Annotated in this window: 20 protein-coding genes; 14 read left to right on the top strand and 6 right to left on the bottom strand. The window is 69.3% G+C overall.

What is annotated here, in order from left to right; genetic code table 11:
- The first annotated feature begins 45 nt into the window (after positions 1-45).
- Positions 46-726, top strand: coding sequence for a response regulator transcription factor (locus J3A75_RS03930; RefSeq protein WP_012317248.1), 681 nt, complete (start codon positions 46-48; stop codon positions 724-726).
- A complete protein-coding gene (locus J3A75_RS03925) occupies positions 713-2098 on the top strand; it encodes a sensor histidine kinase (RefSeq protein ID WP_024827795.1) in 1386 nt (461 codons plus the stop codon). Before J3A75_RS03930 ends, J3A75_RS03925 begins: the two co-directional genes overlap by 14 nt.
- Before the next feature lie 63 nt (positions 2099-2161).
- Here J3A75_RS03925 and J3A75_RS03920 read toward each other — a convergent pair whose 3' ends face one another.
- Positions 2162-2455, bottom strand: coding sequence for a hypothetical protein (locus J3A75_RS03920; protein WP_070998331.1), 294 nt, complete (start codon positions 2453-2455; stop codon positions 2162-2164).
- Positions 2456-3021: 566 nt separating this feature from the next.
- Positions 3022-4620: a porin gene (locus J3A75_RS03915; protein WP_024827797.1), complete on the bottom strand. Its 1599-nt coding sequence runs from the start codon at positions 4618-4620 to the stop codon at positions 3022-3024.
- A 792-nt stretch (positions 4621-5412) separates the two neighbouring features.
- Between J3A75_RS03915 and J3A75_RS03910 the strand changes: the two genes are divergently transcribed.
- From J3A75_RS03910 to J3A75_RS03895, 4 genes are all read left to right on the top strand, one after another.
- Complete coding sequence (locus J3A75_RS03910) at positions 5413-7185, top strand: ethylbenzene dehydrogenase-related protein (protein WP_070998330.1); 1773 nt, start codon at positions 5413-5415, stop codon at positions 7183-7185.
- 14 nt (positions 7186-7199) lie between these two features.
- On the top strand, positions 7200-8237 hold the full coding sequence (locus J3A75_RS03905) for a 2Fe-2S iron-sulfur cluster-binding protein (protein WP_029358298.1): 1038 nt from the start codon (positions 7200-7202) through the stop codon (positions 8235-8237).
- A gap of 75 nt (positions 8238-8312) precedes the next feature.
- Entirely contained in the window at positions 8313-9122 is an 810-nt protein-coding gene (locus J3A75_RS03900) for a PstS family phosphate ABC transporter substrate-binding protein (RefSeq protein ID WP_024827800.1), read from the top strand.
- Complete coding sequence (locus tag J3A75_RS03895) at positions 9119-11980, top strand: bifunctional diguanylate cyclase/phosphodiesterase (protein ID WP_209649712.1); 2862 nt, start codon at positions 9119-9121, stop codon at positions 11978-11980. The genes J3A75_RS03900 and J3A75_RS03895 overlap by 4 nt, the downstream gene beginning before the upstream one ends.
- Before the next feature lie 45 nt (positions 11981-12025).
- Here J3A75_RS03895 and J3A75_RS03890 read toward each other — a convergent pair whose 3' ends face one another.
- The 4 genes from J3A75_RS03890 to J3A75_RS03875 form a co-directional block, all read right to left on the bottom strand.
- A complete protein-coding gene (locus tag J3A75_RS03890) occupies positions 12026-12508 on the bottom strand; it encodes a DUF1203 domain-containing protein (RefSeq protein WP_059408232.1) in 483 nt (160 codons plus the stop codon).
- A gap of 97 nt (positions 12509-12605) precedes the next feature.
- Positions 12606-13661: an adenylate/guanylate cyclase domain-containing protein gene (locus tag J3A75_RS37195; protein WP_209649711.1), complete on the bottom strand. Its 1056-nt coding sequence runs from the start codon at positions 13659-13661 to the stop codon at positions 12606-12608.
- Between the two features lie 33 nt (positions 13662-13694).
- Positions 13695-14054, bottom strand: coding sequence for a response regulator (locus J3A75_RS03880; protein ID WP_024827802.1), 360 nt, complete (start codon positions 14052-14054; stop codon positions 13695-13697).
- Positions 14055-14103: 49 nt separating this feature from the next.
- Complete coding sequence (locus tag J3A75_RS03875; protein WP_209649709.1) at positions 14104-17028, bottom strand: response regulator; 2925 nt, start codon at positions 17026-17028, stop codon at positions 14104-14106.
- A 291-nt stretch (positions 17029-17319) separates the two neighbouring features.
- Between J3A75_RS03875 and J3A75_RS03870 the strand changes: the two genes are divergently transcribed.
- The 8 genes from J3A75_RS03870 to J3A75_RS03835 all read left to right on the top strand — a co-directional run bounded on the left by J3A75_RS03870 (position 17320) and on the right by J3A75_RS03835 (position 23355).
- A complete protein-coding gene (locus J3A75_RS03870) occupies positions 17320-17529 on the top strand; it encodes a hypothetical protein (protein WP_024827804.1) in 210 nt (69 codons plus the stop codon).
- Between the two features lie 358 nt (positions 17530-17887).
- Complete coding sequence (locus tag J3A75_RS03865) at positions 17888-18028, top strand: hypothetical protein (protein WP_012317235.1); 141 nt, start codon at positions 17888-17890, stop codon at positions 18026-18028.
- Positions 18029-18352: 324 nt separating this feature from the next.
- Positions 18353-18499 (top strand): hypothetical protein, encoded by a 147-nt coding sequence (locus J3A75_RS03860; protein WP_012317234.1) that lies wholly within the window; start codon positions 18353-18355, stop codon positions 18497-18499.
- 11 nt (positions 18500-18510) lie between these two features.
- Positions 18511-18600, top strand: coding sequence for a K(+)-transporting ATPase subunit F (locus J3A75_RS03855; RefSeq protein WP_020091582.1), 90 nt, complete (start codon positions 18511-18513; stop codon positions 18598-18600).
- Positions 18601-18621: 21 nt separating this feature from the next.
- Positions 18622-20337, top strand: a complete 1716-nt coding sequence (gene kdpA, locus J3A75_RS03850; protein WP_012317233.1) for a potassium-transporting ATPase subunit KdpA — start codon at positions 18622-18624, stop codon at positions 20335-20337.
- A gap of 1 nt (position 20338) precedes the next feature.
- Entirely contained in the window at positions 20339-20533 is a 195-nt protein-coding gene (locus tag J3A75_RS03845) for a hypothetical protein (RefSeq protein WP_024827806.1), read from the top strand.
- Between the two features lie 103 nt (positions 20534-20636).
- On the top strand, positions 20637-22727 hold the full coding sequence (gene kdpB / locus J3A75_RS03840; RefSeq protein ID WP_029358286.1) for a potassium-transporting ATPase subunit KdpB: 2091 nt from the start codon (positions 20637-20639) through the stop codon (positions 22725-22727).
- Between the two features lie 22 nt (positions 22728-22749).
- Positions 22750-23355, top strand: a complete 606-nt coding sequence (locus tag J3A75_RS03835; RefSeq protein WP_070998321.1) for a K(+)-transporting ATPase subunit C — start codon at positions 22750-22752, stop codon at positions 23353-23355.
- The last annotated feature ends 14 nt before the right edge of the window (positions 23356-23369 follow it).

The raw sequence follows: 23369 nt of genomic DNA, 5'->3' as shown, positions 1-23369 counted from the left end.
GAGACCAGACAGGGCCGGCGAATACAAAATAAGAAGGAAAAACGAATGGCCAACGTATTGGTAGTCGAGGACGACCGGCGGGTCGCCGCCGAGATCGGGTCGGCCCTCGCGGAATACGGATTTCAGGTAGACGAAGCGCCGAGCGGCAGCATCGGACTACGCAAGGCCCTCGACGGTAACTTTGACGTGATCGTGCTCGATCGGATGCTCCCGGAGATCGATGGCCTGTCGCTGCTCACCGAGCTGCGCGCCGCCAAGGTCTCGACGCCGGTCCTGATCCTCAGCGCCCTTTCGGCCGTCAACGAGCGCGTCGACGGGCTGCGCGCCGGCGGCGACGACTACCTCGCCAAGCCGTTCGAGTTCATCGAGCTGACGGCGCGCGTCGACGCGCTCGCCCGGCGCAAGATGGCGGCCGAGGCGGTGAACGAGCTGGTGGTCGGCGATCTCCGCCTGGACCTGATCGAGCGCGTCCTCTACTGCGCGGGGCGCGAGATCGAGCTCCTGCCCAAGGAGTTCGCGATCATCGAGTTTCTGATGCAGAACGCCGGCACGCTGGTCAGCCGTAAGATGATCTTCGAATCCGTCTGGGGCTACAGCTTCAACCACCAGTCCAGCGTCATCGACGTCCATATCGGCAAGATCCGCAAGAAGTTGGATCCCGACGGGCTGAACCCGCGAATCCACACGGTGCGCAACACCGGCTTCATTCTCCGTGCGCCTTCTTGAGATCCGGCGCACCAGCGGCTTCCGGGTCGCCTGCCTGTTCTTCGCGACCTTCGGGACCGCGTCGCTCGCGCTGTCGGGCTTCCTATACGTCGACACGCGCAGCTACGGCCGCAAGGCCGCGTTCGAGTGGGTCGGGTGGGAGTCGAAGCACCTCCTGAGCCTGTCGCCGCGGGCGCTGCGCGAGCGCATCGACGCCTCCGAGGATTTCGCCGAAGGCGGCCGTCCGCTCGTCCTGTTCGGACCAGACCACGTGCGCCGGGCGGGCGCGCCGATCGACTTTCCCGATCAGGCGCCGATCGGGAGGCCGTTCATCCTGTCGCAGCCGGTGGACCACCGCAGCCGCACGCTGTTCAGCCAGCTCACCGAGCTCCCGAGCGGCGAATACGTCCTGGTCAGCCGCTCGGCCCAGGATCTTCAGGCTCTCGAGAAGGCGCTGGTCGAGACCTTCGTCTGGGGGATGGCCGCCACCATCGTCATCGGCCTGATCGGTGCCGTGGTCTTCGGCGCCGGCTCACTGCGGCAGAACGATGCGATCACCAAGGCGGTCGAGCGCATCATGCGCGGCGACCTGAGCGAGCGCCTGCCGACGCGCGGCGTCTCGGCCGACCTCGCCCACCTGACCCGCGTCGTCAACGACATGCTGGATCAGCTCGAGCGGCTGATGCTGGAGATCAAGGGCGTCAACGAGAACATCGCCCACGACCTGCGCACGCCGCTGACCCGGGTGGTCGGCACGCTGGAGCGCTCGCTCCGCAAGGCCGACAGCGTGGAGACCTTTCGCACCTTCAACGAGGACGTCCTCGCCGAGGTCAAGACCATCGTCGTCCGGTTCTCGGCCCTCTTGCGCATCTCCGAAATGGAAGACCGTCTGCGCCGGTCGGGCTTCACGCAGGTCGATCTCGGTCGGCTGCTCGAGGACGCGGTGGAGTATTACGAACCCCTCGCCAACGAGCGCGGCATCGAACTCCTCTGGGACCGCCCGGAAGACACCTGTGCGATCGAGGGCGACCGCAGCCTGATCTTCGAGGCGGCGAGCAACCTGATCGACAATGCCCTGAAGTTCACGCCGGCCGGAGGAGTGGTGACGGTCGCGCTGATCCGGAATCCGCTGGGAATCCAGGTCACGGACACGGGCTGCGGCATCCCGGCCGAGGAGCTGAGTGCCGTCCGGGCCCGGTACCGCCGCGGGGCGCTGAAGACCGACAAGAGCGGCTTCGGGATCGGCCTGAGCCTGGTCGACTCCATCGCGCGGCTGCACAGCGCCGCCTTCGACATCGCCTCCGACGGGACCGGCTGCCGCGTGACCCTTAGCTGGACCCACACGGTCGGGACTGATCCGTCCGTCGATCTCCTGCCCGCCGCGTCCCACTGACGCCGTCGCGCCCGGCCGATCCCGTCCCGCGGGATCGGCCGGGCGCATGGCCTCGGAGGGGTCTCAGTAGGACAGCTGACCGCGCCGACGCTCGCGGCTGTTGAGGCGGCTCCACTGCCGATTGGCCGGGACGGTCTCGATCGCGCTGGGCCGCTGGACCGCGGCGCTGTAGCCGGTCGCGCCTTCCCACATGCCGCCCGCCTTGTCGTTGCCCTCGGACGCGGACCATGGGTCGAGGCCGCTGCCGTTCGTCCGGATGATGAGGCTCGGATCGATCGCCGCGCCCGCGTTCTGGGCGAAGGCGGGACCCGCGACCAGCACTGCGCCCATCGAGCAGGCCAGGACGATGTTCTTCATGATGTTCTCCCGCTTCTCGAGCTGTCGCCCAACGGCGACGTACCTGCAAGATGCCGCATGACTGATTTAAACTCTATATTTTATTGAATAATAATTCTTCTACTCTTTGGGTAGTTTTCAATATTACAAATATTTTTGTTTTCCCGGGTGCAGTGGTACAGATCCGCCAGGATCGCGACCACCGCGACCGCGTGTGGGGCTGCGCCGCTCGATTCTCGCGGACTGCCGCGCACGGCGGGAGCATGCAGCGGACATGAAAAAGCCGACCGGTTGCCCGGTCGGCGAAGTCTTATGGGTCTGAAGCTCTGGGTCAGACGGGCCATGCCCTGGTACCCGGGACAGCCACTCTGAAACCATAGCATCCGCTCGCTCGGCGGCGAAGCAGGCCGCTGAAGAGCTGCCCTCTTTGTAGATGATTCCGCGCGATGCGCAAGCAAAAGATCTTTTATTTGTTTAATGTACTCGAATTCATTCGACGATGTATGTCCGCAGCCAAATATAAAAGCCCGACCTCGCGGTCGGGCTCAAGATTAGATCGTGCGTTCGCGATGAAGCGTCACATCGGCTCAGAAATCTCGCTGCACGCGGAACCGGAATTGGGCCGCGTCCTGCGAATTGACGTAGCGTAGCGCGTTCTTCGAGATGTCCGGCGTGACGCCGCTATTCAGAGCCGTGCGGATGTACTCGCCCTCGACGCCGATATCGAGGTCCTTCACCGGGGTCCAGATAAGGCTGGCGCCGGTGATCATCTGGTTGTTGCCCCGCAGGATGGGGCTCGTGGCGAAGGCCAAGGCGTTGGACGCGCTGGCCCCGGCCGGGGCGAAGCCGAAGCCTAGCAGACCCAGCGCGTTGCGGCCCTTGGAGTTGTAGTCGATCTGCGCGTAGCTGCCGAAGAAGGCCGATCGCCAAGCGGGCGACCAGTAGTGGAGCAGGGACGCCACGGCGGAGAACGAGGTCGATAGCTCGAGTCGACCGGTCGTCGGGTTCAGCACCGCGTCCGCATAGTATTGCGCGAACGAGCCGCCGCCGACCGGCGCCGCACCGAGAGCGTCGTACGGCGCCGTGTAGTTCGAGATGCCCGTGTAGGCGATGGCACCCTGCCCGTAGGCGCCCTGCAGGTAGAGCGTGTCGCCCGTCGCGATGAACGGCAGGTTGACCTTCAGGCCGCCCTGAACTGCCCAGCCGTAGGCGTTGGAGGCGCGTCCCGTGGGCGAGATGCCAAGACCGGCCGTCGCGGTGGTAATGCCCGCGACCGTGCTGCCGGCGTCGCCGGCATTGATCTCGTGAACGGCGGCGGAAAGCTGTGCCGAGCCCCAGGCTTGGTCGATGCGGGCCACGCCGATGAAGTCCGGCATGCGGCTCTTCTGCGTGACGTCGACGAAGGCGACGTTGCCCGCACCGACGACGATCGGCGCGAGCCAGGTCGACGGGGTGAACGGGTTGAAAGCGTTGCTGTAGCCGGCAAACCCGCCGCCCGCCGTGAACGCACCGACCGCCGAGCCCGTGCCGAAGATCGGAAAGCGCCGGTAGGTCGGGTCCTCCATCGAGGCGGTCAGCGTGATGCCGTTTCCGAAGACTGCCGAGTAGGCGAGCAGGTTCGTGCTGAACGTATCGGAGCCGGCTGTACCGCCGATCAGCTCGAAATCGTGCGCGTAGAAGTCGAAGAACGAGGACGCACGGCCCGCGGTGAGTCCGGCGAACTGGATGAAGGCCTTGTCGGCATTGACGTAGGTCTGTGTGCGGCCGAAGGCGTCGGCGCCGAGGCCCGCAATGGCCAAGCTCTCGCGCTGCCGGGATCCCGAGGTCAGGAACGGCCCGCTGCGGTTGGCGACGTCGATGCGCAGGAACGCGCGCAGGGTTCCGTAATCGGTCTGGGTCCGCGAATCGAGATTCAACCGCATCAGGCCGAGATAGCCGGTGAGGTCGCCGCCGCCGCCCGTACGAACCTTGCTGGTCTGATACAGGAAGTCATACCGCGCTCTTCCGGACAGCCGGATGCAGGTATCGGTCCCTGGGATGTAGAAGAATCCGGCGCCATAGGCGTTGCAGACGCGTACGAACTCGACCGGCGCCGCCTTGAATGTCGGGAGATCGGCGGCGTACGCACCGCCGATCGGGATCATCAGGGCCGAGCAGCCCAGTAGCAGCGCCTTGATTCTGGTCATCATAACCCCGCATCCGACGCCGTGGACGTGCCACTGCAGGCGTCAACCCAACAATCCGCGTTCACGCACGTGTTCGGGTGCCGACACGATGCGACGTCGCAGTGGTTTGGAGAATTGGCCGCTCTATCGAGAGGCAGCTTGACCGTATCCGTCAAGGATCGATTTTACAAATAAATTGCGCTTCTATAATTCAACGGGAATTGACTTCATGAAATTTGTTTCGGTATCTTAAGCGATCGCGAGAAGGTGAGCGCGCGTTCGGCGCATCCCGGCCATCGCGGCCGCGTCGGATTGGCGGAACGGGTCGGGCCGCACGAGAGGAGCCGCCCTGCAAGAGGACCTCGCGGGCCGGATCGTGTTCAGATCTCGATGTTGAAGTGGCGCGGACCGAGACCCGCCACGCTGCCCGTTGCGGGCAGCGGCGAGCGACCGTCCGCCACCCATCAGGGGACAACTGATCCGACGACAGAGTTGGGGGCGGCCTCGGAGAACGCGTTCCGAAACGGCCACGAAGAAGAGGCCGCTGCCGCGTACGGGTCCGCTATCGCGCGGATAGCGAGGCCTATCGGCCTCGTCTGACGATGTGCGCCGTCGGCGCGCCTTGTCCTGCCGGCGCTGCGGCGGGGCGGCAACGCCGCGGGCCCGCCCGACGCGCGCGGACGATCGCGCCCGTTAAGCATGTTCCTCAAGAGTTCAAGATTGCAAAGCTCGGCTATATCCGCGAGCCGTCATCGTGATTTACAAAGTTCTAACGTAGCGAGTCCAATTTGCGGCGACGGTGCGGAGAAACGAATGTCGGAACCGCTGACCCTCTCGCCGCATCCGCCCGGCGGACCCGACGCCGCCTCCGGTTGGCGCAGCACGCCCGCCGCGCGGGCCGACCGGCATCCTCGCTCCGATGTCGGGACGATCGTCATCCACTGGATCGTCGCTATCGCCATGGTGGCGAGCCTGCTCACCGGCCTGCGCATCTCGGCCGACGCGCCCGTGGCGCGGACCGCGAAGTTCCTGGCGCCGATGCTCCCGCAGGGAGAGGTCTGGACCGTCCATTTCGTGGCCGGCCTGACCCTGTTCTTCGGCATCACGGCCTATCTCGTCTACCTCGTGCGCGGGCGTCTCACCGACCGCAACAGCCTCTCGCGGCTCCGCGCCCTCCGCGTCAGCGGGCGGACGAAGGCGGCCCGGAAGGCCCGGTGGGGCGGCATCAACGTCGCGCTGCACTGGCTGATCTACGCGGTCACGCTCATCCTGACAGGCACAGGGGTCGCGCTCTACCTGGGCTACGGCGGCTGGGTGGTGTGGCTGCACGCCACCTGCGCGCTGGTGGCGATGGCCTACATCGCGGTCCATACCCTCGCGCACTTCATGTACGGCGGGCTCTGGCAGCTCCTGCGGTTGTTCCGTCCCGCGGCCCTGGCGGACGGCGCGGCGCGGCGGCGGCGGCCGCTCCTGGCGGCCGCCGTGATCGGTCTCCCCGTCGTCGGCGGCCTGGCCTTCGCGGACGTGAAGGGCCGCTCCACACTCGTCGTCGACAAGGTGTCGGCCGGACCGGACCTGTCCAAGCTCCTCGAAGACCCGGTCTGGCGCACGGCGCGGCCGGTCTCGGTCCGGACGATGCAGGGCGCCAATTTCGGCGGGACCGGCGAGACGACCGTCGAGATCCGCGCGGTCCGCGACGACGCGAACGTGTACTTCGCCTTCCGCTGGTGGGATCCGTCGCGCTCACTGAAGCGCGTCCCGATGATCAAGAAGGCGGACGGCTGGCACCTCCTCGACGCGGACGCCGCGCGCGCGGACGTGACCGCCTACTACGAGGACAAGCTGGCGGTGATCTTCTCGCGATCCGACGCCTTCGGCAGCGGCGGATCGACCCATCTCGGCGCCCGGCCCCTGCCCGACGCCCCCGCCCCGCTCAACGGCCGCGGCTACCACTACACCACGGACGGCAGCTACATCGACATGTGGCAGTGGAAGGCGGCCCGGGGCGGCATGCTCGGCGTCGTCGAGGACATGCATATCGGGCCGCCCACCGAGCCGACCGCCGCCGAGCGGGCCGTGAAGGGCCGCTATCAGGCCGGCTACTGGGGCGATCCCGGCACCAGCGCGTACCGCTACAACTTCAAGTTCGAGGGTCCCGGCGGTTACGCGGGCGCGGTCGAGCCGCTGCGGCTTCCCAAGGACTGGCGCGCGACGGTGGCCAAGCTCGGCACCGTGGATCTCGCCTTCGACGCCAGCACCTCGCCGGGCTCGGAATGGTGGATGGTCGAGAAGACCGACACGGTGCCGTACACAGCGGCCGCAGACGCGGAGATCCCGGTCGGGACCGTCATGCCGGGCGTCCTCATGACCGACGGCTATACGGGGGATCGCGCCGGGATCTCGGCGGCAGCCGACTGGGCCGACGACCACTGGACTCTGGTCGCCTCCCGCAAGATCGCGACCGGCAGCAAGTACGACGTCGATTTCCTGCCCGGCAACACCTTCTACCTGTACGTCTCGGCCTTCGATCACACGCAGACCCGCCACACGCGGCACATGCGGCCGGTCGAAGTCCTGTTGCGCTGAGGCGGGAGCGCGCCATGGCCGATCGCGTCGACCTCATCATCAACGGACGGCGCGTCAGCGCCGTCGCGGGACAGACCCTGCTCGACGCGGGTCTGGCGGCCGGACGCGCGATCCCGCACGACTGCGCCACCGGTCAGTGCGACACCTGCCGCGTCCGGATCCATTCGGGCTCGGTGGACGATGCGGGGACGCGCATCGGCGAGACCGTGCAGGCCTGCCGGGCGCGCCTGACCAGCGACACGGTCATCGAGTTCGACGAGGTTCCCGAGACCGTCCGGCGCGCCGGCACTGTGGACCGCGTGGTCGATCTCACCGCCGAGATCGTCGAAGTGACGGTCGCGCTGCGCAAGCGGCTGATCTACCTGCCGGGCCAGTATGTCCGGGTCTCCTTCGCCGGGCTGCCGGCACGGGACTACAGCCCGACCCTGCGCTCGGATGGATCGGGCGAACTGAACGAGTTGATCTTCCAGATCCGCCGGCAGCCCGACGGCGCGGTCTCGCCGCTGCTCGGCAACAAGGTCGGACCGGGAACGGCGGTGAAGGTCGAGGGTCCGTTCGGGGCCGCCTTCCACCGGCTCGGACGCGGTCGCCTCGTCGTCGTCTCGTCCGGCGTCGGTTGGGCGCCGGCCTGGGCGGTCGCACGCGCGAGCCGGCTGCGCGAGCCGGAGCGCGAGCTGCTCGTCGTGGCCGGCGCGCGGCACCCGCAGAACCTCTACATGCGCCCGGCGCTCGACTGGCTGCGCGAGCGCGGGGCAACGACGATCCTGACCTGCAGCGGCAGTAACCCACCTCCGGATGCCCGGGCGGGGCGACCGACCCTCCACATGCCGATGCTCACGCGGGACGACATCGTCCTCGCGGCCGGCGCCCCGGAGATGGTCGCAGCGGTCCAATTCCTGGCCGCGGCCACCGGTGCGACCTGCTACGCCGATCCCTTCTACGCGGCCGCGCGCGGCGCGGAGGAGAACCCGCCGTCCGACACGAATTTCCTGCAGCGCTTCCTGCAGCGCGTGGCGGGCCATCGGACCGCTAAAACGGAGCCCGTCGCCTAGCAGATCGTCAACCACACCTTCAATGTACGGTATCCGGTGACCTCGAGTTAAGCACTCAAGGCGCATTCTCCGGTCATGGCACTGTCATTCTCGAATCTTCGGCGCGTCATCGCGGGTGGAATCATCCTCCTCGCCCAGTCGGGCGGCGTCCGGGCGGACGATCTCCCGATCGTCGGCACGGGTGACGGGATCGAGATGCTCCAGGCGGTCGCGGCCGCCTACAATGCCGAGGGCGGCGACGCCCGCGTCTCGGTTCCTCCGAGCATCGGCTCCGGCGGCGCCGTCGCGGCCGTGGGCGGCGAGCGCCAGCGGCTCGGACGGGTGGCGCGCCCGCTCACCGAGGCCGAGAAGGCCCAGGGCCTGGTAGAGGTGCCGCTCGCCCGCATCCCCTCGGCCATCTTCGTCCACCGGGGCGCCGGCGTCACGAACCTGACGAGCGCGCAGGTCGCGGCCATCTTCGCGGGCACGACCGACAATTGGAGCGCCCTCGGCGGACCCGATCTCAAGATCCGCGTCGTCCGCCGCGAGGAGACGGACAGCACGCTGTCGGTGCTTCGGGCGACCATGCCGGGCTGGCGCGACCTCGTCCTGACCAGCCGCTCCAAGACCGCGACCACGACCCAGGACGCGATCGCCACGGTGCGCGAGACGCCCGGCGCGATCGGCTTCGGTCCGTACTCCCCGGCGCTCGCGGGCGATCTGACAGTGCTGACGATCGACGGTAGGGCGCCGCGCGATCCGGCCTATCCGAGCGCCGTGACCCTCGCGCTGATCTACAAGGCCGCCACGCGCGACGCCGCGGCATCCGCGTTCCTCGCCTTCGCGACGTCCGATCGCGCGGGTCAGGTCATGGCGGAGCGGGGCGGCGCCCCGCTCAGGCCGTGACGGGCGCCGTCTTCTCGCGTTCCCTGCGCGCGCGCCTCGTCGGCGCGACGCTCTCCACGGCCGCGGTCGCGCTGGCGGCCCTGGTCTTCCTGGTGGTCCTGCGCTCCGGGCAGACGCTCCGCGAGCAAGAGCGAGAGGTCTCGACTTGGTCCGAGGCGCAGCTCTCCGACCGCCTGTTCAGCGACGCCAAGCTCGCCGCCGCCCGGCTCCAGATGCAGCGCGAGGACGTCGAGCGGCGCTTCGCCACCATGGCCAAGCGCTGGGACGTCGCCAAGGCGGTCTTCTCCGGCAACACGGTGGCGGCCTCGGAGCTGCTCCGGCCGGCGCTGGCGCTTGCGGACCTCGACGGTGCCATCGCCTTCGACCTCAATCTCCGCGCTCTGACGGCCGACCGCGTCGACGCGGATCTCCTCGCCGCCAACGGGGCGTTCGGGACGTCACCCGTCGCGACGGCCCTCCGAGCGGTGCTCGCCCGCAACGATAGGGAGCGCGCGGACGGGTTCGTGCTGTCGCTGCGCTGGGACGACGCGCTGGCGCGCGCGCTCGCCGCGAACGAGAGCGGCACGGTCGCCGACATCTTCGGCCAGCCGCTCTTCGACGATTTCGGCGAGGTGATCGGCGGCCTCGTCGGATACCGGGTCCTGCGTCCGCACGAGCCGACCCTGACGGCCTTCGCGTCGCTCAGCGGACGCGACGTCCTCATCCTCTCCGACCAGAGTCTGCTCTCCTCGGCGGGCGCGGAGGTCTCCCACGCCCAGCTCGGACCCGCGTCGGGTGCTGAGCTTCACGCCGTGGTGGGGGCCGAGAAGGTGGCGCGCTGCATCGCCCAGCCTGCCGACATTCGCCTCTGCGTCGCGGCGCCGCTCAAGGAGCTGCAGCAGCTCACCGGCAAGGTCGTGGGCATCGGCGAGGAGAGCTCGCGCTCGCTCCTGCGGACGCTCAGCGTCGTGGCGGGTCTGACCCTGTGCCTGGTCGCGGTCGTCCTGCTCTTCCTGTCGAGCCGGATCACCCGACCCCTGGTGCGCATCACCCAGACGGTCTCCGAGGTCGCGCGCGGCAACTGGCACGTGAGCGTGCCGGATACCGATCGCGCCGACGAGGTCGGCGATATCGCGCGCGCCGTCGTCGTGCTCGAGCACTCCCTCTCGGAGCGCGATCAGCTGCGCGACGACGTGTTCCGGCAGAACACGATCCTGACGGAGCGCGAGCGGCAGCTCCAGGAGCAGAACGAGCGGTTCGACGCGGCCCTGAACAACATGTCCCAGGGCCTTTGCATGTTCGGGGGTCACGGCCGGCTCAAGGTCTACAATGCCCAGTTCTGCCGGATCTACGGCATCGCCCCGGGCGCGCTCGATACCGAACCGGCGCAGGCAGAGGTTCGCCGGCTCGCCGGTCTCGCGGACTGGCCGGACGCGGAGAGCGGGCCGAGCCGCCGGACCCTCACCCGGACGCTCGCCGACGGCCGCTGCGTCGAGATCACGGTCGAGCCGATGGCCGATGGCGGCTGGGTGGAGACCCACGAGGACGTCACCGCGAGCGTCACCGCGCAGGCGCGGATCGCGCATCTCGCGACCCACGACGCGCTGACCGGCCTGTCGAACCGGGCCCTGCTGGCCGAGCGTCTGGCGGCCGCCTTCGCGGACCATGCGGGCGGCGGCCGGGCAGTGACGGTGATCTGCCTCGACCTCGACGACTTCAAGGGCATCAACGACACCCTCGGGCATCCGGCCGGCGACGAGCTTCTCCGGCAGGTCGGGCGTCGCCTCACCGCCCTGTGCCCGCCCGGCGGCACGGTGGCGCGCCTTGGCGGCGACGAGTTCGCGATGGTCCTCTGTGAGGCGGATCTGCCGGACGGAGTCCTCGTCCTCGCCGAGCAGATCCTGACCCAGCTCAGGCGGCCGTTCTTCCTCGCTGGCCAGTTCGTTTCCGTGGACGGGAGCCTCGGCATCGCCGTCTCCGGCACGGAGGATGCCGACGGCGACGATCTCCTGCGGCGCGCCGACGTCGCCCTCTACGCCGCCAAGGCCGACGGCGGTCGGCGCGTCCGCGTCTTCGAGCAGGAGATGGAGGAGCGCCAGAACCAGCGGCGCTGGCTGGAACGCGAGCTGCGGCTGGCGATCGGCACCGCGCAGATCGAGCTGCACTATCAACCGCTCTTCGATCTGGCGACGAACGCGGTGACGAGCTTCGAGGCGCTGGCCCGGTGGCATCACCCGGAACGCGGGATGATCTCGCCCGGCGAGTTCATCCCGGTCGCCGAGGCGACGGGGCTGATCGACGCCCTCGGCGCCTACGTGCTCGAGCGGGCCTGCGCGGATGCCATGACGTGGCCCGGCTCCCTGCGGGTGGCCGTCAACATCTCGCCGATCCAGTTCCGGGAGGGCAATCTCGACCGCTTCGTCGAGGAGGTCCTGCGCAAGACCCGGCTGCCGAGCCACAGGCTCGAGCTGGAGATCACCGAGTCGGTGATCCTGAGCCAGGATCAGGCGAGTTTCGACATGCTGAGCCGCCTGCGCCGCCTCGGCGTGCGGTTCTCGATGGACGATTTCGGGACCGGCTACTCGTCCCTCAGCTCGCTGAACACATTCCGCTTCGACAAGATCAAGCTGGACCAGTCCTTCGTCCGGAACCTGCTCGAGAAGGACGAGGCCGCGGCCATCGTCCACGTCGTGGCCGAACTCGGCCGCAGCCTGAAGATCACGACGACGGCCGAGGGTGTCGAGACCCCCGAGCAGTTGGCCCGGCTGCGAGCGAGCGGCTTCTCGGAGGTCCAGGGCTACCTGCTAAGCAAGCCGATCCCGGCTGCCGGCGTGGCCGCCTTCATCACAGCGCAGCAGCATCTCCACGTCGCCGCCTGATGGGGCGCCGGCACGGCTTGCGCGGAACGGCGCGGAGGACCGCGGTCAGCCGGGCACGCGCTCCACGCGCACGAGCAGGCACCCGGGTCGGGCCGTGTGGACGTTGACGAACCGGGTGCGCGGGTCGGCGAGGACGCCGAGGAGCGGACCTTCGGCCTCGCTCCCGGCACAGACCTGTCCGAGATCGTAGAGACAGAGATGCTCCGCGTCGTAGGCGCGGATCGACACGAGCGCGTTCGCGCGGACGATCGGCGCGAGTTCGTCGACCGTCTCGGCGCGCGGGCAGTCTCGCGCGTGCAGGAAGATCGGGCTCGGAGTCCAGTAGATGCCGCGGGGCTCCGGCAGATCGTAGGATCCGAGCAGCATGGACTCGCCGGGCTGGCCGAGTCGCAGGCAGTGGCGGCACGGAAAGCCTCCGTCTGCCGTCGCGGCGACCAGCCGGATCGGGTTGCCCCGGTCGTCCAGGCCGGCGCTGCGGAAGCGATCGGCGGTCTCCGTCGGGATTGGAACGCATCGAAAACGGGTCATGGTGCACCTCCGGGACGGGCCCTAGGCCCCGCCCCGGCGCGCCGCATCCCGCTTCTTGCTGCGCAATCCGGAACGCTTCGTGGCCGCCGAGGCCGTCTCAGGCCGGGTCCGCGTCGCCGGCCGCGAGGGCGTGGCAGTACACGTCGACCGCGCCCTTGCCCTTCAGCGTCACGGCGCCGATCGGCCGGACGTCGCGCGGATCGGCCAATCGGTCGAAGGCCTCGCGCGACAGGTGCAGCGCGCACCCGTCGCCGAGGCCGGCGAGGCGCGCGGCGACGTTCACGGTGTCGCCCCACAGGTCGAAGGTGAACTTCGTCCGGCCGACGATACCGCCGACCACCGGCCCGATGTGGATGCCGCCGCGGATCCGCCAGCCCGGCTCGCCCGCCGCGGCGATCGCCACCATGTCGGCGGCGCAGCGGATGGCGGCGGAGACCGGGTCGTCGTGGGGCCGCAGCAGGTTGGCCGTGGCCATGAAGGCGTCGCCGATCGTCTTGATGTTCTCCAGGCCCCGCGCCTGCGCGACCACTTCGAAGGCTTCCGCCAGGCGCTGGATCTCCGCGACGACGACGTCCGGGCCCTGGTCGTGGCACCACGTGGTGAAGCCGACGAGGTCGATGAACAGCACCGCGACGTCGTCGAACAGCCGCGGCTTGACCTGCCCGGTCTCCATCAGCTCCGCCACCGCCGAGATTGGCAGGATGGCGTGGAGCAGCTCGTCGGCGCGCTTGCGCTCGCGCTCGATGGTCCGCAGATGCGCGACTTCACGGTCATGCGCCCGCTTCCGCTCCAGGCAGGAGCGGATGCGGGCCTCCAGGATCACCGGCTCGAAGGGCTTCGGCAGGTAGTCGAAGGCGCCGAGCTCGATGCACCGGACGATGCTGCCGATCTCCATCAGGGCGGAGATCATCACGACGGGCGTGTGGCGCCAAGCCTCGTGGGCCTTCATGCGCTCGAGCACGGCGTAGCCGTCCAGAGCCGGCATCATCACGTCGAGCAGGACGAGGTCGAACGGCTCCTCGCTCAGCCGGTCGAGGGCCGCCCGCCCGTTCGCGGCCCGCACGCTGGTATGTCCGAGGAGCTCCAGCTCCTGCTCCAGCAGGTCGAGGTTGAACGGCTCGTCGTCGACGATGAGGATGCGGGCTGGCTCCACGGGTCCTCCCTTCCTGGCGTGCGACGGCCGCGCTCAGCCGAGCCAGTGCTGCAGCTTGGCGAAGAGGAGGTCCTCGTCGACGGGCTTGGTCATGAAGTCGTCGCAGCCGGCAGCCCGCGCGCGGTCCTCGTCGCCGGACATCGCGTTGGCGGTGATCGCCATCACCGGAATGGCGGAGGTGGTCGCGTTCGCCTTGATGCGGCGCGTCGCCTCCCAGCCGTCGACGAGCGGCAGCGACAGGTCCATGAGGATGAGATCCGGCCGGTGCGCGATCGCCATGTCCACGCCGTCGGCCCCGTCGACGGCGATCAGGATCTCGTACTCGTCCTCGAGCAACTGGGTCAGCAGATCGCGGTTGAGCGCGACGTCCTCGACGATGAGAATCCGCTTCATGGGCCGGTCCCGGGCGTTGCGGGCCGCCGCGCCCAGGTTGTCCCGAGCCTCATCGGCCACCGTCGGCGGTCTCAGTCTCCAGGACCGGCAGCACGCGGCGGACCTCGCGAATCAGGGCGGCGCGGTCGAGCCCGCCCTTGTCGATCAGCCCGAGCACACGCTCCCGCAGCATGCCGCGATCGGCCGAATCAAGCGACGCGGCGGTCAGGACCACGACAGGGATCGATCGGGCGGCGGGGTCCGCCTGCAGGGCATCCAGGAAGGCTACGCCGTCCATCCGCGGCATGAGCAGGTCGAGGAGGATGACGCTCGGCCGGGCCTGCGCGATGCGCTCCAGGCCAGCCGCGCCGTCGGCCACCCAGTCGACGGTGCAGTGCTCCGAGTCGAGCAGCTGGCGCACGAGGTCGGGCACGTTCGGATCGTCGTCGATCACGAGGACGCGCTCGTTGTCGGGGGCGATCCGCGCGAGGGCGCCGATCAGGGCCTCCCGCTCGAACGGCTTCACGATGTAGTCGGTCGCGCCGAGCCGGAAGCCGAGCTCCTTCTGGTCGACGATCGAGATCAGCACCACCGGGATGTCGCGGGTCAGCGGATCGGTCTTCAGCGCGTGCAGCACCTGCCAGCCGTCGGTGCCGGGCATCATGATGTCGAGTGTGATCGCCCGCGGCTGCAGCTCCCGGGCCTTCGTCAGACCTTCCTGGCCGCTCGCCGCGCCGACGACCGTGTAGCCGGCATCGGCGAGATTCTCCTTCAGCAGGTAGACGACGTTGGGATCGTCGTCGATCGCCAGCACGACCTTGGCGCCCGAGCGCGGCGCGGTGACGGTGGCGGGCGCCGGCTTCGGGGGCGGCGCCTCGGCGCCGCCGGCGATCCGCGGCGGGATGGTGAGGGTGAAGGTCGAGCCCTCGCCCTCGCGGCTCTCGACGTCGATCCGGCCGCCGAGCAGGCGCGCGAGCCGGTGGCTGATCGCGAGCCCGAGCCCGGTGCCGCTGTGGGACCGGGTCGCGCTGTTGTCGACCTGATGGAACTCCTCGAAGATCGCGCTCAGGGCGCCCGCCGGGATGCCGATGCCGGTATCCATCACGGCGAACTCAATGCCCTCATCGACCGAGCGGACGCGTAGCGTGACCGATCCGGCCTCGGTGAACTTGATGGCGTTGCTGAGCAGGTTGATCAGGATCTGCCGCAGCTTCTCCTCGTCCGTGCGCAGCATCGGGGGCGGGTCCCGGACGTCCCGGACGAGGCGCACGCCCTCGTTCTTGACGAGGGGCTCGACGGTGCGGAGGCACAGGTCGAGGACCGGCTCCAGGGCGAAGTCCGAGGGCTTCACCTCCATGCGCCCCGCCTCGACCTTGGCGAGGTCGAGGATACTGTTGATCAGCGAGAGCAGGTGCTCGGAACTCGCCAGGATCTTCTCGAGATTCTCGAACTGCTTGACCGGCAGGACATCCTTCGCCCGCCGCATCACCAGCCGGGTGAAGCCGATGATCGCGTTGAGCGGGGTCCGCAACTCGTGGCTCATGTTGGCGAGGAAGCTGCTCTTGGCGCGGCTCGCCTCCTCGGCCGCCTCCTTCGCCTGACGCAGGCTCTCCTCGGCCTGCTTGCGCTCGATCACGCGGCCGAGCTGCGCGCCGATGTTGCTCATGACCCGGAGCAGCGAGGCGTCCGGCGGGGACGCGTCGCGGGCGAAGAACTCCAGCACCGCGACGACGTCGCGCCCGACCGTCACCGGAAAGCCGAATCCCGCCCGGATGCCGTGCTCGACCGCCGCCGGCGCGCGCGGGTCCGCGGCCAGCGTCGGGTCCCCGACGCTCCATTCCGGCGCGCCCGAGACGAGAACGCGGCCGGCCAGGCCCGATCCGGCGGCCAGCGACGTGGCAGCCGTAGCGGCCTGGAATCGCGCGACATCCGCGCCGGGATCGCAGTGCCAGATGCCGGTCGGGAGCAGCGTCCGCGTCCCGTCCCGGGCCAGGATATGGGCGTGACCGACAGGCCAGCCGGCGTGCTGCGCGACGCGCTCGAGGCAGAAGCGCAGGGCGTCCTCGACCGTCGGCGCCTCGTTGGCGGCCGCGGCGGCGGCCTGGAGCAGCTCGACGAAGGCGGTCTGCTTCTGCAGCGCCAGCTCGGCTTCTTTGCGCTCGGTGATGTCGCTCCAGGACTCGACCACCTCGACGGGCTGTCCGCCCGGATCTCGCAGGAGGCGCTGCTCGTCCCGGACCCAGCGATAGGTGCCGTTCGCGTGCTGGAACCGGTACTCGATGACGTTGTGCCCGTCGGCGAGCAGGCGCGGGAACTCGGCGAGCACGCGGTCGCGGTCGTCGGGATGAAGCCGCTCCAGCCAGAATTCCGGCCCGGCCAGGTAATCGCCCGGCTCGTAGCCCAGGAGATCGCGCACGTTCTCGCTGATGAAGGTCGGCGCGTTCCTGCCGCCGACCTCGAAGCTGCAGATCATCGACGGGGACGCGGTGAGCAGGTAGGTCAGCCGCCCCTGCGTCGCTTGGAGCACCTGCTCGGCGCGCTTGATCTCGGTCACGTCGGTGTAGACGGCGACGACGCCGCCGTCGTTGGTCTTGCGCTCGTTGACCTGGACCCAGCGGCCGTCGACGCGCTGCTGGAGAAGCGGCCCTCCCGGCGCGCGGTAGTGGGCGATCCGCTCGGCAAGCCAGCCCTCGACGGTCATGCCGTTCGGGCGAACGACGCAGGTCTCGGCGACGGCGCGGGCGATGGCCTCGAAAGCTACGCCCGGCACGATGATCGTCGACAGGCCGGGATGGAGATCTTGGAAGTGCCCGTTGCATAGGACGAGGCGATCGTCCGAATCGAACAGTGCGAAGCCCTCGGAGCTGCACTCGATCGCCTCGATGAGCTTCTGCTTGGCGACGCCGACCTCGTCGAGCGGCCCGGCGTTCCGGACCGGGGCGGCGTCCGCGGCCCGGCCCGCTCCGTCAAGTGACCCGGCCGGCATGTGGGACATGACTCGAACCACTCCGACACCGATGCGCCATGGCGTGACGCCCTGCCCTAGAAGGCCTGATCTGCGCGATGCCCGAGGCTGCGCAATTCATTATTCGGCACCGTCGCATGGTCTATTTTGCGGATCAAGCTGTACGGAGACTGCTGTCCCGCTCCAGTCACGGGTTGACCGTTTCTGACCGATCTACCCGTATGTCGCCGCCGTTCCCGCCCGGAACGCATCGGTGCCATGTCTCGGCGCGACGTGGCGGCACGCCGAGAAGGTGTATCTTCCGTGAAAACGGAGGAAACGATGGCTTACAAAATCACTTTTCGCCGCGGGAAGCGCGAGAGCTTCACCAAACTGTGGCCGTGCGATCTCGAGGCGGCGACGGCCTACGCGCTCGCGCAGCTCCCCGTGCAGCAGCGCGAGAACGGGGCGACCTCGGTCAGCGTGGTCTGCGAGCGGACCGGCGAGGTCGTGTTCAACTCGACCGAGCAGCCAGAAGCCGCGACGGTCTAGAACCGCGCCCGGCCGCGTCGCGGCCGGGTCCGACATCCGGCGTCCGACGCGGCGCCCGGCCTGACGGCCGGCCGCGGACAGGACGCTTCCGGAGGGACCGCGTCATGCCGTCAGACCCGACCCGCGCGCCCGAGGGTGTCCCCGCGTCGCCGAGCCGCGACGAGCCGGACTTCGGCGCCTACAGCTCGCCGCCCTGCTTCCTGCACGAGCTCGACCCGAGCTTCCTGGGCCTTGCGGACGCGCCGCCGCCCGGTCCTGATGACATCCCTATGCCGGACGCCTCGCACGCGTCTTGGTCCCTCACGGCCGATGCGGACGTGGTCACGCCATCGGGCAACAGCCCGGATGGAGTCTCCGCATGCGAATCGTCCGCCACATCCTCGCCGAGTGCAGGGCCGACCACGTCTTCGCGCTGATGGTGGTCGCGCTCGGCGGGTGGTCCGCCGTGTCCCTCGCGCTGCTCGCACTGAACCTCTTCGAACCCCTGCAGGTCCGGTGAGCGCCGGAGTCTCCCCCGCCTGTCGCGGCGCCGCTGCGTCGCCGGCCGACGCGTCACCCTCGCCCTGCCCCATCGAGCCGCTCGCCGGACGCTGCGGCGTCTGCGGCCTCGGTTACGGCGGGATCCTCGGCCGAGAGGCCGGGGTGATCCGCCTGGACCGCGCCCGGTGGCGCGCCCTCTGCCCGGGGGCGGCTTGGCTGACCGTTCCGGCAGCCTGCGCGGGCCTCCAGGCGAGCTTCGGCCGACGCACCCGATCCTAACGCGACCCTTATATGTTCCGGCTCGGTCCTCGCTCGAACCCTAACGCGGTTCCCGGCGACACTGATGGTCGGCCAAGCCCGGTCGCGGAGCCTCCGCGGCCGGTCCGCCGAACCGGACCTGACCCCCATGCTCGACATCGTCTTCCTGGCCGGAGGGCTCGCCTTCTTCGTCGCGGCGGCCGGCTACGCGGCCGCCTGCGACCGGCTGTGAGAGAGGCCGCCATGACCCTCGACCTCGCCCTCGGCGCCTGCGTGACCGCCGGCCTCCTCGTCTACCTCACCTACGCCCTCGTCCGCCCCGAGCGGTTCTGAGCGGCCCGCAGGATCTCCCCCATGACCCTCAACGGCTGGATCCAGATCGCGCTCTACGGCGCGATCGTTCTGGCGCTCGTGAAGCCCCTCGGGTCGTACATGACCCGCGTCTTCACCGGAGAGCGCACCTTCCTCTCGCCCGTGCTCGGACCGATCGAGCGCGGTCTCTACCGTGTGTCCGGCATCGATGACCGCCAGGAGCAGCACTGGCTGGCCTACACGGGTGCGGTCATCCTGTTCCACGTGCTAGGCTTCGCGGTCCTCTACGCGATCCTGCGGCTGCAGGCGGTGCTGCCGCTGAACCCGGCCGACCAGACCGCGGTGGCGCCGGACCTCGCCTTCAACACGTCGACCAGCTTCATCACCAACACGAACTGGCAGTCCTACGGCGGCGAGACCACGCTCTCGTACCTGTCCCAGATGCTGGGTCTGACGCACCAGAACTTCCTGTCGGCGGCGACCGGCATCGCAGTGGCGGTGGCGCTGATCCGCGGATTCGCGCGCGCGTCCTCCGGCACGATCGGCTCGTTCTGGGTCGATGTGACCCGCGCCACCCTCTACGTGCTGCTGCCGATCTGCGTGCCCTACACGCTGTTCCTGGTCTGGCAGGGCATTCCGCAGACGCTCGGCGCCTACGCCGACGCCACGACGCTGGAGGGCGCCAAGCAGACCATCGCGCTCGGACCGGTGGCGAGCCAGGTGGCGATCAAGATGCTCGGCACCAACGGTGGCGGCTTCTTCAACGCCAACGCCGCGCACCCGTTCGAGAATCCGACCGCGCTGTCGAACCTCGTCCAGATGGTCTCGATCTTCGCGATCGGCGCCGCCCTCACCAACGTCTTCGGCCGCATGGTCGGCGACGAGCGGCAGGGCTGGGCCATCCTCGGCGCCATGGGGATCCTGTTCCTCGCGGGCGTCCTCGTCACCTACTGGGCCGAGGCCCACGGAAGCTCCGTCCTGAACAGCTTCGGGCTGACCGGCGGCAACATGGAGGGCAAGGAGACCCGCTTCGGCATCGCCGCCTCGGCGCTGTTCGCGGTGATCACCACGGCGGCCTCCTGCGGTGCCGTCAACGCCATGCACGACTCGTTCACGGCGCTCGGCGGCCTGATCCCGCTGCTCAACATGCAACTCGGCGAGATCATCATCGGCGGCGTCGGCGCCGGCCTCTACGGCATGCTGATCTTCGTGATCGTGGCGATCTTCGTGGCGGGCCTGATGGTCGGCCGAACCCCCGAGTACCTCGGCAAGAAGATCGAGGCGAAGGAGGTGAAGATGGCCATGCTCGGCATCCTCTGCCTGCCGCTGATGATGCTGGGCTTCACGGCGCTGGCGACGGTGGTGCCGGCGGGCCTCGCCGGCCCGGCCAATGCCGGCCCGCACGGCTTCACCGAGATCCTCTACGCCTACACGTCGGCGGCGGCCAACAACGGCTCGGCCTTCGGCGGGCTGACGGCCAACACGCTGTTCTACAACAGCACGCTCGCCATCGGCATGCTGGTCGGCCGGTTCTTCGTGAAGATCCCCGTGCTCGCCATCGCGGGCTCGCTCGCCGCCAAGAAGACGGTCCCGGCCTCGGCAGGCACGTTCCCGACCCACGGCGGCCTGTTCGTCGGGCTGCTCGTCGGGGTGATCCTGATCATCGGCGGCCTGACCTTCTTCCCCTCGCTGGCGCTGGGCCCCGTGGTCGAGCACCTCGCGGGCGCCGCCGGCCAGACCTTCGCGACGGGGGGCTGAGATGCCGCGCGCCCTCCCCGCCCGGCGCGTCGCGCGCCACCACCTCGTGCTGCACCGGCAGCCGCATCGCGCCGGCCGTGCCGGAGCCCCGCCCCCGCGGACGTCGGACCTCGTGCTGGCGCTTCTCGGCGTCGTCCTCCTCGGCGGCTTCGCCCTGCTGGCGGCCTACGCGCTGACCCTCGGCGTCGCGGGCTGAGCCCCTCCGCAACCGTCCTCGCGAGCGCAGCGCGGCCCTGGATCGCATCGCTCCGCCCGCGAGGACGGCAGCCCCACTTCCATCTCTCCTCCGGACATTTTCCATGTCTCGCCAGACGTCATCCCTGTTCAGTGCCGCCCTGATCGGGCCGGCCCTCATCGGCTCCGTCGGGAAGCTCGATCCCCGCGCCATGATCCGCAACCCGGTCATGTTCGTGGTCGAGGTCGTGGCGGTGCTCACCACGATCCTGTTCGCCCGCGACCTCATCACCGGCGGCAGCGATCTCGCCTTCTCCGGCCAGATCATCCTCTGGTTGTGGTTCACCCTGATCTTCGCCAACTTCGCCGAGGCCCTCGCGGAGGGGCGCGGCAAGGCCCAGGCCGACAGCCTGCGGCGCACCCGCACCGAGATGACGGCGAAGCGCCTCAAGGGACCGGGCCGCGCCTACGAGACGGTGCCGGGCACCGCCCTCAAGGTCGGCGACGTCGTGCTGGTCGAGGCCGGCGACCTGATCCCCTCCGACGGCGAAGTGATTGAGGGTGTAGCCTCCGTGAACGAGGCCGCCATCACGGGTGAATCCGCGCCGGTGATCCGCGAATCCGGCGGCGACCGCTCGGCGGTGACCGGCGGCACGCAGGTGCTCTCGGACGAGATCAAGGTCCGGATCACCGCCGCGGCCGGCTCGACCTTCGTGGACCGGATGATCGCGCTGGTCGAGGGCGCCTCGCGACAGAAGACGCCGAACGAGATCGCCCTGAACATCCTGCTCGCCGGGCTCACCATCGTGTTCGTCTTCGCGGTGGCCTCGATCCCGAGCTTCGCGAGCTACGCGGGCGGCGCGATCCCGGTGATCGTCCTCGTCGCCCTGTTCGTGACCTTGATCCCCACGACGATCGGCGCGCTGCTCTCGGCGATCGGCATCGCCGGCATGGACCGGCTGGTCCGCTTCAACGTGCTCGCCATGTCGGGCCGCGCCGTCGAGGCGGCGGGCGACGTCGACACCCTCCTCCTCGACAAGACCGGCACGATCACGCTCGGCAACCGGCAGGCCACCGAGTTCCGTCCGGTCTCCGGCGTGAGCGCGCAGGAACTCGGCGACGCGGCGCAGCTCGCCTCGCTCGCCGACGAGACGCCGGAGGGCCGCTCGATCGTGGTGCTGGCCAAGGAGAAGTACGGCATCCGCGCCCGCGACATGGCCGCGCTCAACGCCACCTTCGTGCCGTTCACCGCACAGTCGCGGATGTCGGGCGTCGACTTGGAGAGCGCCTCGATCCGCAAGGGCGCCGTCGACGCCGTGATCGCGTCGCTGTCCGGTCAGCCGGTGGCGAGCCGGGGCTCGAGCGCCGCCCTGGCCTTTCAGCCGGCTCCGGAGACGGCCGCCGTCAAGGAGACCCGCGCCATCGCCGAGGAGATCGCCAAGGTCGGCGGCACGCCGCTGGCCGTCGCCAAAAACGGCCGCCTGCTCGGCGTCGTCTACCTGAAGGACATCGTGAAAGGCGGCATCCGCGAGCGCTTCGCCGAGCTGCGCCAGATGGGCATCCGCACGGTGATGATCACCGGCGACAACCCGATGACCGCGGCGGCGATCGCGGCCGAGGCCGGCGTCGACGACTTCCTCGCCCAGGCCACGCCTGAGGACAAGCTCGCGCTGATCCGCAAGGAGCAGGCGGACGGCAAGCTCGTCGCCATGTGCGGCGACGGCACCAACGACGCTCCAGCGCTGGCCCAGGCCGATGTCGGCGTCGCCATGAACACCGGCACGGTGGCCGCCCGCGAGGCCGGCAACATGGTCGATCTCGACAGCGACCCGACGAAGCTCATCGAGATCGTCGGCATCGGCAAGCAGCTGCTGATGACCCGCGGCGCGCTGACGACCTTCTCGATCGCCAACGACGTGGCCAAGTACTTCGCCATCATCCCGGCGATGTTCCTCGGGCTCTACCCGCAGCTCCAGGCGCTCAACATCATGGGCCTCGCCTCGCCGCAGAGCGCGATCCTGTCGGCGATCATCTTCAACGCGCTGATCATCGTGGCGCTGATCCCGCTGGCCCTGCGCGGCGTCACCTACCGGGCCGTCGGCGCGGCCGCGCTGCTGCGCCGGAACCTCCTGATCTACGGCCTCGGGGGCGTCCTCGTGCCCTTCGTGGGCATCAAGGCCATCGACCTCGCCGTCAGCGCCCTCCACCTCGTCTGAACCGGTCCCTCGGAGACCCGCCATGCTGAAACAGCTTCGCCCTGCCCTTGTCCTGCTCACCGCCCTGACGGCGATCACCGGCCTCGCCTATCCCCTCGCGATGACTGGCCTCGCCGGCGCCATCTTCCCCGCCAAGGCCGCCGGCAGCCTGATCGAGCGCGACGGCACGGTCATCGGCTCCAGCCTGATCGGCCAGAACTTCACCGGTGCCGGCTACTTCCACGGCCGGCCTTCGGCGACCACGGCGCCGGACCCCGCCGACGCCTCGAAGACGGTGCCGGCGCCCTACAACGCGGCCAATTCCTCGGGCTCGAATCTCGGGCCGACCAGCGCGGCGTTGGCCGAGCGGGTGAAGGCCGATGTCGAGGCCTTGAAGGCCGAGAATCCGGGCGCCCCGGTGCCCGTCGATCTCGTGACGACCAGCGGGTCCGGCCTCGACCCGGACATCTCGCCCGAGGCCGCCTACTTCCAGGTTCCCCGCGTCGCCAAGGCCCGCAACATCCCGCAGGACAAGCTGCGCGACCTCGTGACCGCCCGCATCGTGGGCCGCACCCTGGGCATCCTGGGGGAGCCGCGCGTCAACGTGCTGGCGCTGAACCTCGCCGTCGACGATCTCGCCCGTCGCTGAACGGCGCTAAGTAG

Origin of the sequence: Methylobacterium sp. PvP105, assembly GCF_017876975.1 — a bacterium.
Classification (GTDB): domain Bacteria; phylum Pseudomonadota; class Alphaproteobacteria; order Rhizobiales; family Beijerinckiaceae; genus Methylobacterium; species Methylobacterium radiotolerans.
The sequence above is the reverse complement of the archived record's forward strand: the minus strand, read 5'-3'. Positions and strand labels throughout refer to the sequence as shown.